General features: G+C 71.1%; 15 protein-coding genes. 8 read left to right on the top strand and 7 right to left on the bottom strand.

What is annotated here, in order from left to right; translation table 11 throughout:
* The first annotated feature begins 33 nt into the window (after window positions 1-33).
* From ACWEFB_RS24100 to ACWEFB_RS24085, 4 genes are read left to right on the top strand one after another with little or no spacing between them, the layout of a single operon-like run.
* Entirely contained in the window at window positions 34-1386 is a 1353-nt protein-coding gene (locus tag ACWEFB_RS24100) for an O-antigen ligase family protein (RefSeq protein ID WP_452288840.1), read from the top strand.
* A gap of 25 nt (window positions 1387-1411) precedes the next feature.
* Window positions 1412-2254 (top strand): glycosyltransferase family 2 protein, encoded by an 843-nt coding sequence (locus tag ACWEFB_RS24095; RefSeq protein WP_452288838.1) that lies wholly within the window; start codon window positions 1412-1414, stop codon window positions 2252-2254.
* Complete coding sequence (locus tag ACWEFB_RS24090; RefSeq protein ID WP_452288836.1) at window positions 2251-3093, top strand: glycosyltransferase family 2 protein; 843 nt, start codon at window positions 2251-2253, stop codon at window positions 3091-3093. Before ACWEFB_RS24095 ends, ACWEFB_RS24090 begins: the two co-directional genes overlap by 4 nt.
* Window positions 3090-4052: a glycosyltransferase family 2 protein gene (locus ACWEFB_RS24085; RefSeq protein WP_452288834.1), complete on the top strand. Its 963-nt coding sequence runs from the start codon at window positions 3090-3092 to the stop codon at window positions 4050-4052. The genes ACWEFB_RS24090 and ACWEFB_RS24085 overlap by 4 nt, the downstream gene beginning before the upstream one ends.
* Window positions 4053-4086: 34 nt before the next feature.
* Here ACWEFB_RS24085 and ACWEFB_RS24080 read toward each other — a convergent pair whose 3' ends face one another.
* Together ACWEFB_RS24080 and ACWEFB_RS24075 are read right to left on the bottom strand one after the other, a co-directional pair.
* Entirely contained in the window at window positions 4087-4908 is an 822-nt protein-coding gene (locus tag ACWEFB_RS24080) for an alpha/beta hydrolase (RefSeq protein WP_452288832.1), read from the bottom strand.
* Between the two features lie 82 nt (window positions 4909-4990).
* Complete coding sequence (locus ACWEFB_RS24075; protein WP_452288830.1) at window positions 4991-5317, bottom strand: hypothetical protein; 327 nt, start codon at window positions 5315-5317, stop codon at window positions 4991-4993.
* A 180-nt stretch (window positions 5318-5497) separates the two neighbouring features.
* On the opposite strand from ACWEFB_RS24075, the gene ACWEFB_RS24070 reads away from it, so the two are divergent.
* Window positions 5498-6613 carry an FG-GAP-like repeat-containing protein gene (locus ACWEFB_RS24070; protein WP_452288828.1) on the top strand — a complete coding sequence of 372 codons (1116 nt, stop codon included), beginning with the start codon at window positions 5498-5500 and terminating at the stop codon, window positions 6611-6613.
* On the opposite strand, the gene ACWEFB_RS24065 is transcribed toward ACWEFB_RS24070, so the two are convergent.
* Window positions 6603-6911 carry a hypothetical protein gene (locus tag ACWEFB_RS24065; RefSeq protein WP_452288826.1) on the bottom strand — a complete coding sequence of 103 codons (309 nt, stop codon included), beginning with the start codon at window positions 6909-6911 and terminating at the stop codon, window positions 6603-6605. The genes ACWEFB_RS24070 and ACWEFB_RS24065 overlap by 11 nt on opposite strands.
* On the opposite strand from ACWEFB_RS24065, the gene ACWEFB_RS24060 reads away from it, so the two are divergent.
* Window positions 6910-8004 carry an Ig-like domain-containing protein gene (locus ACWEFB_RS24060; protein ID WP_452288824.1) on the top strand — a complete coding sequence of 365 codons (1095 nt, stop codon included), beginning with the start codon at window positions 6910-6912 and terminating at the stop codon, window positions 8002-8004. The two genes, ACWEFB_RS24065 and ACWEFB_RS24060, sit on opposite strands and share 2 nt — an antisense overlap.
* Here the strand turns inward: ACWEFB_RS24060 and ACWEFB_RS24055 are convergent.
* From ACWEFB_RS24055 to ACWEFB_RS24040, 4 genes are all read right to left on the bottom strand, one after another.
* Window positions 7994-9670: a 3-hydroxyacyl-CoA dehydrogenase family protein gene (locus ACWEFB_RS24055; RefSeq protein WP_452288822.1), complete on the bottom strand. Its 1677-nt coding sequence runs from the start codon at window positions 9668-9670 to the stop codon at window positions 7994-7996. The genes ACWEFB_RS24060 and ACWEFB_RS24055 overlap by 11 nt on opposite strands.
* Before the next feature lie 86 nt (window positions 9671-9756).
* On the bottom strand, window positions 9757-10668 hold the full coding sequence (locus ACWEFB_RS24050) for an alpha/beta hydrolase (protein WP_452288820.1): 912 nt from the start codon (window positions 10666-10668) through the stop codon (window positions 9757-9759).
* The gene (locus tag ACWEFB_RS24045) at window positions 10665-11717 is read right to left on the bottom strand and encodes an alpha/beta fold hydrolase (RefSeq protein WP_452288818.1); all 1053 of its coding nucleotides are present in this window, start codon (window positions 11715-11717) and stop codon (window positions 10665-10667) included. Before ACWEFB_RS24045 ends, ACWEFB_RS24050 begins: the two co-directional genes overlap by 4 nt.
* A 117-nt stretch (window positions 11718-11834) precedes the next feature.
* Window positions 11835-12371 carry an FHA domain-containing protein gene (locus ACWEFB_RS24040; RefSeq protein ID WP_452288816.1) on the bottom strand — a complete coding sequence of 179 codons (537 nt, stop codon included), beginning with the start codon at window positions 12369-12371 and terminating at the stop codon, window positions 11835-11837.
* A gap of 214 nt (window positions 12372-12585) precedes the next feature.
* Between ACWEFB_RS24040 and ACWEFB_RS24035 the strand changes: the two genes are divergently transcribed.
* Entirely contained in the window at window positions 12586-14085 is a 1500-nt protein-coding gene (locus ACWEFB_RS24035) for an aldehyde dehydrogenase family protein (RefSeq protein ID WP_452288814.1), read from the top strand.
* A gap of 81 nt (window positions 14086-14166) precedes the next feature.
* Window positions 14167-14826, top strand: coding sequence for a class I SAM-dependent methyltransferase (locus tag ACWEFB_RS24030; protein ID WP_452288812.1), 660 nt, complete (start codon window positions 14167-14169; stop codon window positions 14824-14826).
* The last annotated feature ends 158 nt before the right edge of the window (window positions 14827-14984 follow it).

Below are 14984 nucleotides of genomic sequence, written 5' to 3'. Positions count from 1 at the left end.
ACGCCCCGATGACGTACCGACGGAGCGGATGACGTGCCCACGTACCTTTCCTCGCGACGATCCGCCACGGTGTACGACGGCGTCACTCCGGGCGTACGCCACTTCCCGGACGCGACCGCCGTACTGATCGCCTCCGTCCTGCTCGCCTACCTGCTGCCCGCCCGGCTGATCTTCCCGCCGCTGACCACGCTCGGTCGGCCGGGCGTCATCATCGGGTTCTTCCTGATCGTCTGGTGGGGCCTGACCCGGCTGCATCCCACCCTGGTCACCCGGGGCCAGCAGCCGATGCGCTGGGCTCTCGCGTTCTATCTGGCCACGATGGGTGTGTCGTACATCGCCGGCGAGGCGCGGGGCATGTCGGTGCTGGAGGCGAACAGCGCGGACCGGACGATCCTGATGGCGTTGGCCGGGGCGGGTGTGATGCTCGCGGCGGCCGACGGGGTCCTCACCCGGGAACGGATCGACCACGTGCTCCGGGCGCTGGCCTGGGGGGCGACGGTGATGGCGCTGTTCGCCCTGGCCCAGTTCATCCTCCGGGTGGACTTCACCACCTACCTCAAGCTGCCACCGCTGCTGACCTTCCAGAAGGACCTGATCGGCTTCGACGCCCGCGGTGGCGGCGGGCTGGTCCGGGTCGCCGGTACGGCCGGGCATTACATCGAGTTCAGCGTGCTGATGGTGATCGGGCTGGTGGTCGCGATCCACTACGCCCGCTTCTCCGACAACCGGCGCGGGCGGCAGATCTACGGCACCCTGGCCATGATCCAGGCGGCGGTCATCCCGATCTCGCTGTCCCGTACCGGGGTGCTCGCCCTCGGCGCCGCGATCCTGCTCTTCATCCTGGTCTGGCCGCTGCGCACCACGTTCAACGTACTGGTGATCGGGTTCTTCCTCGCGGCGCTGATCCAGGTCGGCAAGCCGGGGCTGCTCGCCACCCTGCGCGCACTGCTGTTCGCCGGTGAGAACGACCCGAGCGTGCAGGGCCGGCTGGAGGACTACGCGTTCGTCGCGCCGTACATCAAGGAACGGCCGTGGTTCGGCCGGGGCGTCGGCACCTGGTTACCCGAGCTGTACCAGTTGCTCGACAACCAGTGGCTGGTCACCCTGGTCAGCACCGGCATCGTCGGGGTCGCCGGGTTGGCGATGTTCTTCCTGGTCGGGATCGTGGTCGCCGGCCGGGTACGCCGGTTCGCCGCCAGCGAGCGGGACCGGGACCTGGCCGCCGTCCTGGCGGTGACAATCGGCGTGGCGGCGGTCTCCGCCTTCACCTTCGACGCCCTCTACTTCACGACCTACTTCATCACGGTGCATCTGCTGCTCGGCCTCGCCGGGGCGCTGTGGCGGTTGACCAGGGCCGAACGCATCAACTCCAGCGGGGCGTCATGACCGAGCGAACCACCGAGGTGTACGCGTGACCGGTATCGACATTCTCATGATCACGTACGACCGGCCGGAGTACGTCCGGCTCTCGCTGCCGCACCTGCTCGGCACCTGCCCACCGGACGCCCGGGTCTGGCTCTGGCACAACGGCACCGACCGGGCGACCCTCGACGCGGTCGAGGAGTTCCGCCACCACCCGAGGGTGCACCGGTTCCACCACAGCGAGGTCAACGCGGGGCTGCGTGAGCCGACCAACTGGCTCTGGCGGGAGGCGACCGGCGACTACCTGAGCAAGGTGGACGACGACTGCCTGCCCGACCCGACCTGGATCTCGACCCTCCGCCGGGCGCACGACGACGTACCGCAGTTCGGGGTGATCGGCACCTGGCGGTTCCCGGACGAGGACGTGGACGACAGCCTGGTCGCCGCGAAGCTGGCCGAGTACCCGGGCGGGCACCGGCTGCTGCGCAACCACTGGGTGCAGGGCAGCGGTTACCTGCTCAAGCGCGAGGTGATCCGCCAGGTGGGTCCGCTGGCCGAGCAGGACACCTTCACCACCTGGTGCCTGCGCGCCGCCCGGCTCGGCTGGGTCAACGGCTGGTACCACCCGTTCCTGCCCGAGGACCACATGGACGATCCGCGCAGCCCGCACACCATCTACCTGACCGACGCCGACTTCATGGCCCGCCGCCCCCTGTCGGCGAAGCGAACCGGGGTCACGACGGTCGCCGAGTGGACCGAGCAGATGCGGCACTCCGCCCGGGTGGTCCAGGCCGCCCCGCTCGACCTGCGGGAATACCAGGGGTGGCGGCGGCGACGGCGTACGGTCACCCGCCGGATCCGGCTCGCCCTGACCGGACGGGCACCCTGGTGACCAGCGTGGTGATCGCCGCACACAACGAGGCGGCGGTCCTTCCCCGGTGCCTGCGCCGGCTGCTCGACGGTGCCGCCCCGGGCGAGTTCGAGGTGCTCGTGGTGGCCAACGGCTGCACCGACGCGACCGCCGAGGCGGCCCGGTCGGTGCCCGGCGTACAGGTCGTGGAACTGGTCGAGGCGTCCAAGTCGGCGGCGCTGAACGCCGGCGACGAGGCCGCCACCCGGTTTCCCCGGATCTACCTCGACGCGGACATCGAACTCACCGCGGCCGGTGCCCGGACCCTCGCCTCGGCGGTCGCCGCCGATACCCTGCTCGCCGCCGCCCCGGCCCGGCGGCTGGACGTGTCCGGCCGCCCGCTGGCGGTACGCGGCTACTACGCGATCAACTCGCGGCTGCCCGCGTTCCGGGACGCGCTCTTCGGTCGTGGCGCCATCGTCCTCTCCGCCGCCGGCCGGTCCCGGTTCGACCGGTTCCCCGGCCTGGTCGCGGACGACCTCTTCCTGGACTCGCTCTTCGAGGTGGGCGAGAAGCGGGAGATCGGGGCGGTGACCACGGTGGTGGCCACCCCGCGGCAGACCCGGGACCTCCTCCGCCGGCTCGGCCGGGTCCGCGCCGGCAACGCCGCCATGCGGGCCACCGACAATCGGGTACGCCGAGCCCGGCGCGCCTCCTGGCTGGTCGACGTGGTGCTGCCGCGCCCGTGGCTGCTGCCGGCCGGGGTCTGTTACGCGGCGCTGACCGTCCTGGCCGGGATCGCCGGCCGACGAACCGCCACCCAACAGGGCTGGGGACGGGACGAGTCCAGTCGCACCCCGGTGGAAGGAACCTCCCGATGAGCCCGGCGGTCAGCGTTGTCATCGTCTCGTACCAGACCCGTGACCTGATCCTGCGTGCGTTGGCCACCCTCCGTACGGCGAGCCCGTCCGGGTCGTACGAGGTGATCGTGGTCGACAACGCGTCGACCGATGGTTCGGCGGACGCGGTGACGGCGGAGTTTCCCGAGGCACGGGTGGTCCGGCTGGCCCGCAACGTCGGCTTCGGCAGGGCGGTGAACGTCGGTGCGGCCCGTGCCCGGGGCACCTGGATCCTGCTGCTCAACCCCGACACCGAGCCGGTCGGCGACGTCATCGGCGAGTTCGTCGCGTACGCCCACGCGCACCCGGAGCACCGCGTCTACACCGGCCGTACGCTGCACGAAGACCACACCGACGACGGGCGCTCGGCGTTCGCCCTGCCCTCGCTCTGGGGCTACGTCTGCTTCGCGACCGGGCTCTCCACCGTGTTCCGCCGGTCCCGGCTGTTCAATCCGGAGGAGTTGCCCGGACTGGACCGCTCGGTGCCCGCACCGGTTCCGGCGGCGTCCGGTTGCCTGCTGCTGTTGCAGCGCTCCCTCTTCGCCGAACTGGGCGGCTTCCTCCCGGACTACTTCATGTACAGCGAGGACATCGACCTGTGCCACCGGGCCACCCTGCTCGGGGCGTCCCCGGTCCTGGTGCCCGGTGCCCGGGTGGTGCACGTCGGCGGTGCGTCCTCGACCGGCGTCGGCAAGCGGGTGATGCTGCTCCGGGGCAAGGCCACGTACCTGCGGCTGCGCTGGCCACGGCGGCGGGCGGCGGCCGGACGGGTGCTGCTGGCCACCGGGGTGGCGGTACGCGCGGCCGGTGCCCGGCTCACCGGACGGGCGGGTTACTGGCGCGAGGTCTGGGCCGAGCGTCGTACCTGGCTGGCCGGCTGGCCGGCCGGGGCGGAACTGCCCGCGGTGGAGGTCGTCGAGCCCCGGGCCAGCGCGAACTGACCCGGACGACCGCCACTGGCGTACCCGGTTCGGCTCAGCCCGCCGCACCCGGAGTCTGATCGGTCGGGCGCGGTCCCGCCGGCCGCTCACCGAAGGCCGCCACCGTACGGTCGGCGTACGCGCTGGCGTCGCCGGAGGTCATCGGACCGTCCCAGGTGGACGGCAGCGGGACCGGTACGGCCGGGTTGACCCGCCGGACCACCTCGTCGAGTACGGTCTCGGCGTCGCCGACCCAGAGGTGCTTGGCACCGGGGACCCCCACCACCTCGGCCTGCGGGATCACCCCGAACCGGCGGCGTGCCTCGTCCGGGCGGAGGTAGTCGTCGAACTCGGGGACCAGGGCGGTGAGGGGCTTGCCGGACTCGGCCCAGACGGTCAGGTCCGCAGGGGAGGAGAAACGCAGCGGTGGGGAGAGCAGGATCGCCCCGGTCACCCCCGGGTCGCAGCCGTATCTGAGGGTCAGGTCGGTGCCGAAGGACCAGCCGAGGAGCCAGATGTCGGGCAGTTCGGCGAACTCCGCGTACTCGATCGCGGCGGCGACGTCGTACCGTTCCGCGACGCCGTTGTCGAAGGTGCCCTCGCTGGTGCCCTGCACGCTGCTGGTGCCCCGGGTGTTGAACCGGAGCACGGCCAGGTCGGCCAGGGCGGGCAGCCGCCAGGCGGCCTTGCGCAGCACGTGGCTGTCCATCATCCCGCCGTGGGTGGGCAGCGGGTGCAGACAGACCAGGGTGGCCACCGGTGGCCGGTCGGCCGGCAGGGCCAGCTCGCCGACCAGGCGCAGCCCGTCGGCGGTGTGCAGTTCGATCTCTTCCCGCCGCGCGGGCAGGATGGACGACGCGCGGATCGCTGTGCTCACCGGTCAAGTCTCGCTCGATCGGGACGATCACGTCAGCCGGGACGGGCGGAGCGTGACGAAGATCCCCGATCGGGTACGCGGATCAGCCGTACCTGGGAGCGCTGCGCGAGCGTTCGACGGTGGGGGCCCGCCGCTCGCGTGCCCGCCAGCAGCCGCTGTGCCAGTGCCGGCGGTCGGTGAGGTCGCCGCGACCGTCAGCCGGCCATGCCACCAGGTGCGCCGTGCCGGGCACTATCTCCTGCTGGCAGCCGGGGCAACGGTAGGTTTTGACTGCGCCACCGGCGGTGATGGCACGCACCTGCCAGTCGCCGTCACGCCAGCTCTGCACTGCCTCGACGCCGCGCCGGGCTCGCTCGCCGTCCAGTGGGGCGGGGTCCTCGGCGCGGGGTCGATTACGACGGGGGCTCACGTTGACCAAGAGTACGGGGCTTCCGGCGGGACCGGCTGTATGTGGTGTTATGCACCCTTTTCACTAGACAAGGTGAATGTCAGATCAAGGTCAGAAAGTACCGCTTATACCCATTGACGCCTAACGTCCTGGATAGAGGTCGGCTCTGCGGGGGTTGACCCGTGTGGCGAGGAGATCTTCATGTGGGGAAAGCGCTTAGCGGTGGTGGCCATCGCGTCGACCGTTGCCGCCGTGGGTGGGGTGGCACCCGTCGCCTGGGCCGGAGGTCAGGGTGAACCCATGGTCGGGGACCTCAACCGCGACGGGTTGGTCGACCAGGCCATGTTGGAGAGCGCCCCGTCACTCACCCGCGCCCCGTTGCTCGACTGTTCGGTCTCCGTACGCCTGGCCAAGTCCGGCGGCGGGTACCTGCCGCCGACGCGGTACCCGTACCTGACCCTGGACGGAGCGGAGGCAAGCTGCCCCGACCTGGGGGTGGCCGTCGACCTCGGCGGGGACGACAGCATCGAACTCGTCCTCGCCTGGTTCGGGGGCCGTCCCCACCCGATGGAGCACGACCTGCTGATCCTGGAGAACTTCAAACCCTCGGCCGGCTTCGACGCGATTTTCCAGCCCAGCTTCATCGGGCTGGCCGACTTCAACGGCGACGGCCGCCAGGACGTCTACCAGTGGACCGACCAGGGCGACGGGTTCAGCACCTACCTGAACACCCCCGACGGCGGGCTGACCCCGGGCCCGATCGCCTGGTGCTCCGGCCGCCCGCAGTACGCCCTCGCCGATTTCAACGGCAACGGGGCGATGGACGTGGTCATCGCCTACGTGGAGGGCTGCGCGGACTACTTCACCGGAGTGGTGGCGATCCGGGACGACGGGGTGGCCTGGCATCTGCAGGGCGACCCGTACGGGGACCACTCGTGGACGGTCAGGGTGCAGAACACCAACGGCGACCGCATCCCCGACGTGGTGACCAGGGACACCGCGACCGGTGAGGTCACGTACTTCGTCGGCAACGGCGACGGCAGTTTCGTCAAGACCCCCAAGGCGGCCGCGGACAAGGTCAGCGTGAGCAACCGGAAGAAGACGAACATCCAGGTCCTCACCAACGACGCCGCCAGCCGGCAGGCGAAGATCACGATCGTCACCGCGCCGAGGTACGGCACGGTACGGGTCACCAGCGACCGGACCGTGGTCTTCACCCCGAACAGCAAGACCGGGAAGACCGATCGGTTCGTCTACCGGCTGACCGACCAGGGCCGCAGTTCCGAGGCTGCGGTCTCGGTCAGAATCACCAACTGAGCCGGGTACGGATCGATCCGGCACGGTCGGCCGTCCGGCCCACCGTGGCCGGGTACAACTCGGGTACGGGGCGCCTGGCCCCGTACCCGTCGCCGGTCTGCCCGGACGCGGCCAGTCCCGATCGGCGCACCGGATGATGCCCGGCTGACCGGCCGGTCAGGTTGAAAGACAGATCACCGTCAACGCGTACCGAATCGGCCCCCGAACCGGCATCGTCGGTGAGCAGCCGGTCACTGACCGGCATCTCGGGGAACCAGCCGGTCTGCGGGGCCGGCACGAAGCGCGGAGGCAACCTCATGTGGAGGAAGCGGATCACGGTACTGGCGGTCGCGGCGGCGATGGCCATGGTGGGTGCGGCACCGGCGGCGATCGCCGGTTATCAGGGTGAACCGCTCTACGGTGACCTGAACGGCGACGGCATCGTCGACCGGGCGGTCCTGACCGGTGGCGGTCCGGGGCAGTGCGGTGTCCAGGTGGCGCTCGGCAACGGTTCGGGCGGGTACGGCACCGCCACCACCCACCTCTATGACAACCCCGACAACGAATACGACCACTGCCCGGACATGGGAGTTGTCGTCGACCTCGGCGGTGACGGCACGGTGGAACTGGTGCTGGCCTGGTTCGACGGCCGGCCGCCAGGGGTGGACAGCGACCTGCTGGTGCTGCGCAACTACCAGCCGGTCGCCGGGTTCGACGCGATCTACCAGCCCAGCTACATCGGGCTCGCGGACTTCAACGGCGACGGCCGCCAGGACGTCTACGAGTGGACCGACCAGGGCGACGGCTTCCTGACCTACCTCAACACCGCCTCCGGCCAACTCGTGCCCGGACCCGTGAAGTGGCCGTGCGGCTGGGACCCCGACTACGTGCTGACCGACTTCAACCGCAACGGCGCGACCGACGTGGTGATCAGCTATGCCGGGGGCTGCGAGTACGAGACCGGGGTGGTCGTGGTGCTCGACAACGGCACGGTGGTCGACCTGGAGGGGGACCCCGTGGGCGACTCCTACTGGAGCATCGCGGTGCTCGACGCCAACGGCGACGGCATCCCGGACATACGGACCACCGACGACTCCACCGGCGAGGTCACCCACTTCATCGGCAACGGTCGGGGCGGCTTCGGCGCGGCACCGCTCGCCGACGACGACGTGGCCTCGACCAAGGGCACCAAGAAGGTCGACATCCCGGTGCTGGCGAACGATCTCGCCACCAACGCCGCGAAGATCACCATCGTGACCCAACCGAAGTACGGCAAGCTCCAGATCACCAGCCGTCGTACGGTCCTCTACACCCCGAACGGCCAGCACACGCAGGCCGACAGGTTCGTCTACCGGCTCACCGCCGACGGCAGGAGCGACGTCGCCGGGGTGACGATCCGGGTCAAGAGCTGACGGTCCCCTCCCGGAAGCCCCGGCCGGTCCCCCGGCCGAGATGACCGGCGGTCACCATCTGCTCCAGCAGCGGCGCGGGGGCCAGCCCCGGCTCCCGTGCCGCCCGATAGACGCCCCGCTGGATCTCCAGCGCCACGTCCAGCCCCACCCGGTCGAGCAGTTCGAACGGGCCGACCGGGTACGCGCATCCGAGCCGCATCGCGTGGTCGATGTCCTCGGCGGTCGCGTACGACGCCTCCAGCATCTTCACCGCGTCGTTCAGGTACGGGAACAGCAGCGCGTCGACCACGAAGCCGGCCCGGTCGTCGCTGACCACACCGGTCCGGCCGAGCGCCACGGCGACCGCCCGACCGGCGGCGACGGTCCCCGCCGAGGTCCGGACGGTACGGACGATCTCCACCAGTTGGCGGTCCGGCGCCGGGTGCGGGAAGTGCAACCCGATCACGTCGGCCGGGCGACCGGTCGCCATCGCGAGGTCGATCACCGGGCCGGTGGCGGCGGTGGTGGCGAGCACCGCCCCGGGCCGGCAGACCTTGTCCAGCCGGACGAAGAGCGCCCGCCGGTCCGCCGGGTCGCCCTCGGTCGCATCGACCACCAGGTCCACCTCGGCCAGTCGGACCAGGTCCGGATCGTCGTCGCCGGACACGACCACCACCCGGTAGCCGGCCGCGGCGAACACCTCGGCCAGCGCGGTGGCGAGCGGACCGGGACCGACCAGGCCGACGGTGCCCGGCGCGTCGACGCCGGCCACCGGCTCGACCGCCACCGGCGTCAGGTCATCGGGTACGACCGCAGCCGAGCCCGGCCGCTGGTAGGTGTAGAAGCCCCGACCGGACTTGCGGCCGAGCAGCCCGGCGGTGACCATCTGCCGGATCAGCGGTACGGGTGCGTGCCGGCGGTCCCGACCCCCGCGCCGGTACATCGTGTCCAGGATCTCGTACGCGGTGTCGAGGCCGATCAGGTCCAGCAGGGCCAGTGGCCCCATCGGCAGCCCGCAGCCGAGCCGCATCGCCGCGTCGAGGTCCTCGCGGGTCGCGTACCGCGCCTCGAACATCGCCACGGCCTGGTTCAGGTAACCGAAGAGCAGCGAGTTGGCGATGAAGCCGGCCCGGTCGCCGATGGTCACGTCGACCTTGCCGAGCCGGGCGCAGAGCGCCTCGACGTCGGCCACCACCTCGGGGGCGGTGACCACCGTCCGGATCACCTCGACCAGCTTCATCACCGGGGCCGGGTTGAAGAAGTGCATCCCGACGACCCGTGCCGGCCGGGTGGTGGCGACGGAGATCTCGGTGACGCTGAGCGAGGAGGTGTTGGTGGCGAGGATGGTGTCCGGCCGGCAGATCCGGTCGAGTTCGGCGAAGAGGCGCCGCTTGAGGTCGAGCCGCTCGGGCACCGCCTCGATGACCAGGTCGACGTTCTCCAGCGCGGCGAGTCCGACGGCGAAGGTGACCCGGCCCAGGAGCGCGTCGCGCTGCTCGGCGGCGAGCTTGCCCCGGGCCACGGCGCGGTCGGTGGAGCCGGTCAGGGTGGTCCGCCCCCGCTCCAGCGCCTCCTCGGAGATCTCCACCGCCAGTACGTCGATCCCGTTGCGGGCGAACACCTCGACGATCCCGGCGCCCATGGTGCCCAGGCCGATGACGCCGACGTTGGTGATCTCGCGTGCCACAGCCGCCTCCACCGCTTCCGGGCCGCCCGGTGGGTGAACGGCCACTAAGTTTCTGCGGGCGAGTCTGCCACGGGTCGCCCTGCGGGTCAGCCGCCGGTCCGGACCGCCGCCTCGATCGCCGCGGCGCCGCCGTCACCGAGGGCGATGGTGTAGTGGTTCACCCCCGGCACCGTCTCCTCGACCGTGCCGGGCAGCCAGTGCGCGGCGTACCCGGCCGGGTAGAGCGGCTTGTCCGGCTCGTCGAGCATTCCGCGCGGCGCCCGCAGGAAGACCGCCGGCACCGGCAGCGCGGACGGCTCGACGCCGGGGTAGGCGTACTGGTCGCGGGCGTCCCGTACGGCCGCCTCCAACCGGCAGGCCGGGCGCAGCTCGGGGGCGGTGCCGACCAGGTCGTAGTCGACGTACCGCTGCATCGCCGGAGTCCAGTCGGCGAAGGACGGGTGCTCCCGCCACATCGTCAGGTACGTCTCCCGGTCCGGGAAGGTCCTGGTCAGCCGGGTGAACGCGGGTCCGACGGTCGCCGAGATCAGCGCCGTGACGGCCTGCTCGTCCGCGCCCGCGTCCAGGCCGGGCGGGGCCGGCAGCGGCGCGCCGCCGTCGACCAGCACCAGCCGCCGGACCAGTTCAGGATGGGTTCGGGCCAGCTCGACGGCGACGAAGCCGCCCATCGAGTGGCCGAGCAGCACGACCGGGCCGCCGCCGTACGCCTCGATCACCCGGACCAGGTCGGCCGCGTGCCGGGCCATCCCGTACGGGCCGGGCAGGTCGCGGCTGCCGCCGCGTCCCCGCAGGTCGACCGCGACCAGCCGGTGGTCGGCACCGAGCCGCTCACCCACCACCGACCAGGCCAGGTGGGACGAGGTGATTCCGTGTACGGCCAGCAGCAGCGGCCCGTCGCCGCCCCGCCCCCACTCACCGACGGTCAGCTCCCCGCCGTCCACCGGCACGGTCCGCCGGGCGTACGGCGGTGTGCCCTCTGGCGCCCCCGCTCCGGTCACAGGATCAGGTCCAGCAGTGCGGCGGCGAACTCGGACGGGCGCTCGACGTGCGGCGAGTGGCCGCACTCGGGGTAGACGATCTCGCGGTACGCCCCACCGGCCGCCGCGTAGCGCTCCAGCACCGCCCGGGTCTGCCCGACCATCGGCTGCGGCGGGCACTCCTGCTCGCCGGGCCAGCCGGGGACGAGGCCGAGGGAACCGAGGTACGCCAGGTCGAACAGGGAGGTGTCCGAGACGATGGCATCGGCGTCGCCGCGTACCCAGGTGATCGGTGGCTTGACCGCGACGGCGACCAGCTCGTCGGCGACCCGGAAGTGGTTCGGGGCCATGGTGTTGAGCACCCCGCGACGGCCCGGAGCGACGCCCGGCCAGGTCTCGGTGGTGGTCGCGTCGCCGGGGTAGTTCGCCTCGCCGATGGCGGTGCTGAGCATGCTGTCCAGCAGGAGTTCCTCGTCGTCGCCGAACGTCGCCGGGTCGGCCACGTACGCGGTCCGCATGACGTTGCGGGGGCTGGTCGGCGCGTCCACGCCCCGGTCCTTGGCGGCGATCCTGGCCACGAAGTCGGGGTTGGCCGTGCCGGCCCCGGTGCCGGCAAAGTCGGCGCTGGTCGGGGTGCCGTCGAGGTCCCGGGTGCCGCCGAACCCGTACGGCGACAGCGGCGATTCCAGCAGCAGCGCGCGGATCCGGTCCGGGTGGTCGACCAGGAGTTGCATGGCGACACCGGCGCCCATCGAGTGGGCCGCCACCACCGGCCGGGCGCCGGGGGCACCGAACAGGCCCGGGGCGTCGAGCAACGCGGCGACGTCGTCGGAGAAGTCACGCAGGCCCCGGGTGGCGTCCACCGGGGCGGTGTCGGTCGCGCCGTAACCGCGCAGGTCGGGTGCGACCACCCGGAGCGTGGGCGGCAGGTGGCGCAGCAGCGGTTGCCAGAAGTCGGCGGACGAGCAGTTGCCGTGGATCAGCAGGACCGGGCTGCCGTCCGCCGGCCCGGCGACGAGCACGTTCTGGGTGATGCCCCGGGCGGTGATGTTCACCTGTTCGGTTTCCATCCCCGCGATGGTGCCACTCCTTCGGGAGCCCTGCAGTGTGGCGTTCCCACACAAGGCGGTGGGAGCGCCATGGCGGCCCCACCCGCACCACCTCAGTCCATCGATCCGGACATTTCGCTAGTTGAGTATCAGCAGGGCCCAGGCCGCCCACCCGGCCAGTACGGCACCCCCGCCGAAGATCCAGAACAGCCGGGCGGGCCGGGGTCCGGTCGACATCATCTGGGTCGGGGCGCCGAGCGCGGCGGCGGTCGACGACGCGGACGCCTCGTCGACCACCCGGAGCGCCGGGGGCGGGAAGTTCGGGGTGTACCGGATCGCGCCCACCGGGTCGGTCAGCGCCGCCGCCGGGTCGAAGAACCGCAGCTCGACGTGGCCGATCCGGACCCGGTCGCCGTCGCGCAACTCCCGTACCTGGGAGATCCGCTGGTCATTGAGCCAGGTGCCGTTGGTCGACCCGCAGTCGGTCAGCAGGGCGCGACCGTCGACCAGTTCCACCGTGGCGTGCCGCCGGCTCACCTTCCGGTCGTCGATCACGATGTCCACCCCCTCGTCGCGGCCGATCCGACGGGTACCCGGCCGCAGCCGGAAGCTCGCCCCGCGCAGCGGGCCGTTGGCCACCGTCAGCAGTGGAAGAAGATTCAGCTCGTCCGACATCGACTCTCCACACCCGTACGTCTGCGGGCCGGCATCCCCCACGGTGCCGGCCACCGCGCCCCCCTTGGCGCACGGGATCAGCCTGACATCGAGCGGCTCCCATCTCCATTGCCCCCAGGATGGACTTCCTCGTCCGCCGGGTTAATTCGGCTCACCGGTTCGGTGGGGGCCCGGAGACTTACCCGTGAGTAATTTTCAGGTTTACACTTCCGACATGACGGCTCCGTTTGGTCCCGGCGTACCGGTGATCGACCACGGCGAGTTGGTTTCCACCCACCCGGCCACCGGCGCGGAGGTGGGCCGCTTCCCCGTGGCCGGCGCCGACGACCTGATCCAGCGGGTCTCCCTGGCGCGCGAGGCCGCGACCTGGTGGGCCGGGCTGGGCTTCGCCGGCCGCAGGGTACGGCTGCTGCGCTGGCGGGCGCTGCTCGCCCGCCGGATCGACGAACTCGCCGCTCTGGTGCACGCCGAGGGCGGCAAACCGGTCGCGGACGCGATCGTGGAGATCGCCTCGGCCATCGAGCACGTCGACTGGGCGGCCCGCAACGCCAAACGGGTGCTCGGCCGGCGGCGGGTCCGCTCGCGGCTGATCGTCGCCGAGTTCTCCGGCCGACTCGAATACCAGCCGTACGGGGTGATCGGCGTGATCGGCCCGTGGAACTATCCGGTGCTCACCCCGATGGGTTCGATCGCGTACGCGCTCGCCGCGGGAAATGCCGTGGTGCTCAAGCCGAGCGAGTACACCCCGGCGGTCGGGCAGTGGCTGGTCGACACCTTCGCCGAGGTGGTGCCGGAGCAGCCCGTACTCCAGGCGGTGCACGGGCTCGGCGACGTCGGGGCGACACTGTGCCGGGCCGGGGTGAACAAGGTGGCGTTCACCGGTTCCACCGCGACCGCCCGCAAGGTGATGGCCGCGTGCGCGGAGTCGCTGACCCCCGTCCTGCTGGAGGCGGGCGGCAAGGACGCGATGATCGTGGACGCCGACGCCGACCTGGACGCGGCGGCCGACGCGGCGGTCTGGGGTGCGCTGACGAACGCCGGCCAGACCTGCATCGGGATAGAACGGGTCTATGCGGTGGAGGCCGTCTATAACGACTTCGTGGCCAGGGTGGTGACGAAGGCGGAAAAGCTCACCGTGGGGTCGGATCCCGAGGCACATCTCGGCCCGATCACCATGCCCGGACAGCTCGACGTGATCCGTCGCCACATCGATGATGCCCTGGCCAGAGGCGGTCGCGCGGTGCTCGGCGGTGCCGACGCGGTGCAGCCGCCGTACGTCCGGCCGACCATCCTGGTGGACGTGCCGGAGGATGCCCTGGCGGTCCGCGAGGAGACCTTCGGACCGACCCTCACCATCAGCCGGGTGGAGAACGCCGATGTTGCCGTGACCAGGGCAAACGCGGTTCCGTACGGGCTCGGCGGCTCGGTGTTCGGCAAGCGCCGGGCGGTCGAGATCGCCGGTCGACTGCGCTCCGGGATGGTCGCGGTGAACTCGTCGTTGACCTTCGTCGGGATGTCCACACTGCCCTTCGGCGGGGTGGGCGACTCCGGTTTCGGGCGGATCCACGGCGACGACGGGCTGCGCGAGTTCGGCCGGGCCAAGGCGATCACCGTACGACGTGGACCATCCCTGCTGCCGTCGACAACCTTCGAACGAACCCCGGCACAGGTCGCAAAAATCGCAAAAGCCGTCAAGATTATGTACGGTCGGTGACCCTTACCGAACCGATCGTGCTCAACGAATAGGCGTTTCGGATATACCGGCCCAAGCCGACCGACCCCTACATTCCGTCGAGTGGGCATACACGGATTGCGGTCGCGCCTGGTCGAGAGCGAAGACTCGTTCGCCGCCCGGCGCCGTAGCCGACGAGCGGACTGGCTGGTCGAAACGTTTCCCGACCTCGCCCAGATGTCCGTCATCGACCTCGGCGGCCGCGTCGAAACCTGGGCCCGCGCGACCGTCCGCCCCAAGCACGTACATGTGGTCAACCTGGAGAAGCCGCCGTCCGAGATCCCGGCCTGGGCCGAGGTCGACCACGGCGACGCCTGCGCACTTCCTCCCGGCATCCTGGACCGCCGCTACGACCTCGTCTTCTCCAACTCGGTGCTGGAACACGTCGGCGGCCACGAACGCCGGGTACGGTTCGCCGAGACGGTGCACCTGCTCAGCAACGCACACTGGGTGCAGACCCCGTACCGGTACTTCCCGATCGAGCCACACTGGATCGCCCCGGGCATGCAGTTCCTGCCGGTCCGCCTCCGTACCCTGATGGCCCGCAAGTGGCCGCTGGCCCACTCCCCGGCCAAGAACCACGAGGCCGCGATCCGCCAGGTGCTCTGGACCGAGCTGGTAGACCGCTCACAGATGCGCCACTACTTCCCCCGCTCCCGCATCCGCATCGAACGCCTAGCCACCCTCCCCAAATCCCTGATCGCCATCCTCGGCGCCCCCTAACCCACCCAACCCCCCACCCCACCCGCCTCGGCGCGTTGATCATGAAGTTAGCGACAGGTTCCGGTCGATTTCCTGTCGCTAACTTCATGATCGACGCGTAAGACCTCGGGGTACGCCGCACCGGCTTCGAACGCTAAGGCCACAAGCATTGGCTCTGG

Source organism: Micromonospora sp. NPDC004704 (assembly GCF_053601675.1).
This window is presented reverse-complemented; position numbering and strand designations above follow the sequence as displayed.

Excerpts from the sequence above, each read along its gene's own strand:
- ACWEFB_RS24085 (WP_452288834.1), top strand. The coding sequence starts at position 3,090 with ATGAGCCCGGCGGTCAGCGTTGTCATCGTCTCGTACCAGACCCGTGAC.
- ACWEFB_RS24070 (WP_452288828.1), top strand. The coding sequence starts at position 5,498 with ATGTGGGGAAAGCGCTTAGCGGTGGTGGCCATCGCGTCGACCGTTGCC.
- ACWEFB_RS24060 (WP_452288824.1), top strand. The coding sequence starts at position 6,910 with ATGTGGAGGAAGCGGATCACGGTACTGGCGGTCGCGGCGGCGATGGCC.
- ACWEFB_RS24065 (WP_452288826.1), bottom strand. The coding sequence starts at position 6,911 with ATGAGGTTGCCTCCGCGCTTCGTGCCGGCCCCGCAGACCGGCTGGTTC.
- ACWEFB_RS24045 (WP_452288818.1), bottom strand. The coding sequence starts at position 11,717 with ATGGAAACCGAACAGGTGAACATCACCGCCCGGGGCATCACCCAGAAC.
- ACWEFB_RS24040 (WP_452288816.1), bottom strand. The coding sequence starts at position 12,371 with ATGTCGGACGAGCTGAATCTTCTTCCACTGCTGACGGTGGCCAACGGC.
- ACWEFB_RS24035 (WP_452288814.1), top strand. The coding sequence starts at position 12,586 with ATGACGGCTCCGTTTGGTCCCGGCGTACCGGTGATCGACCACGGCGAG.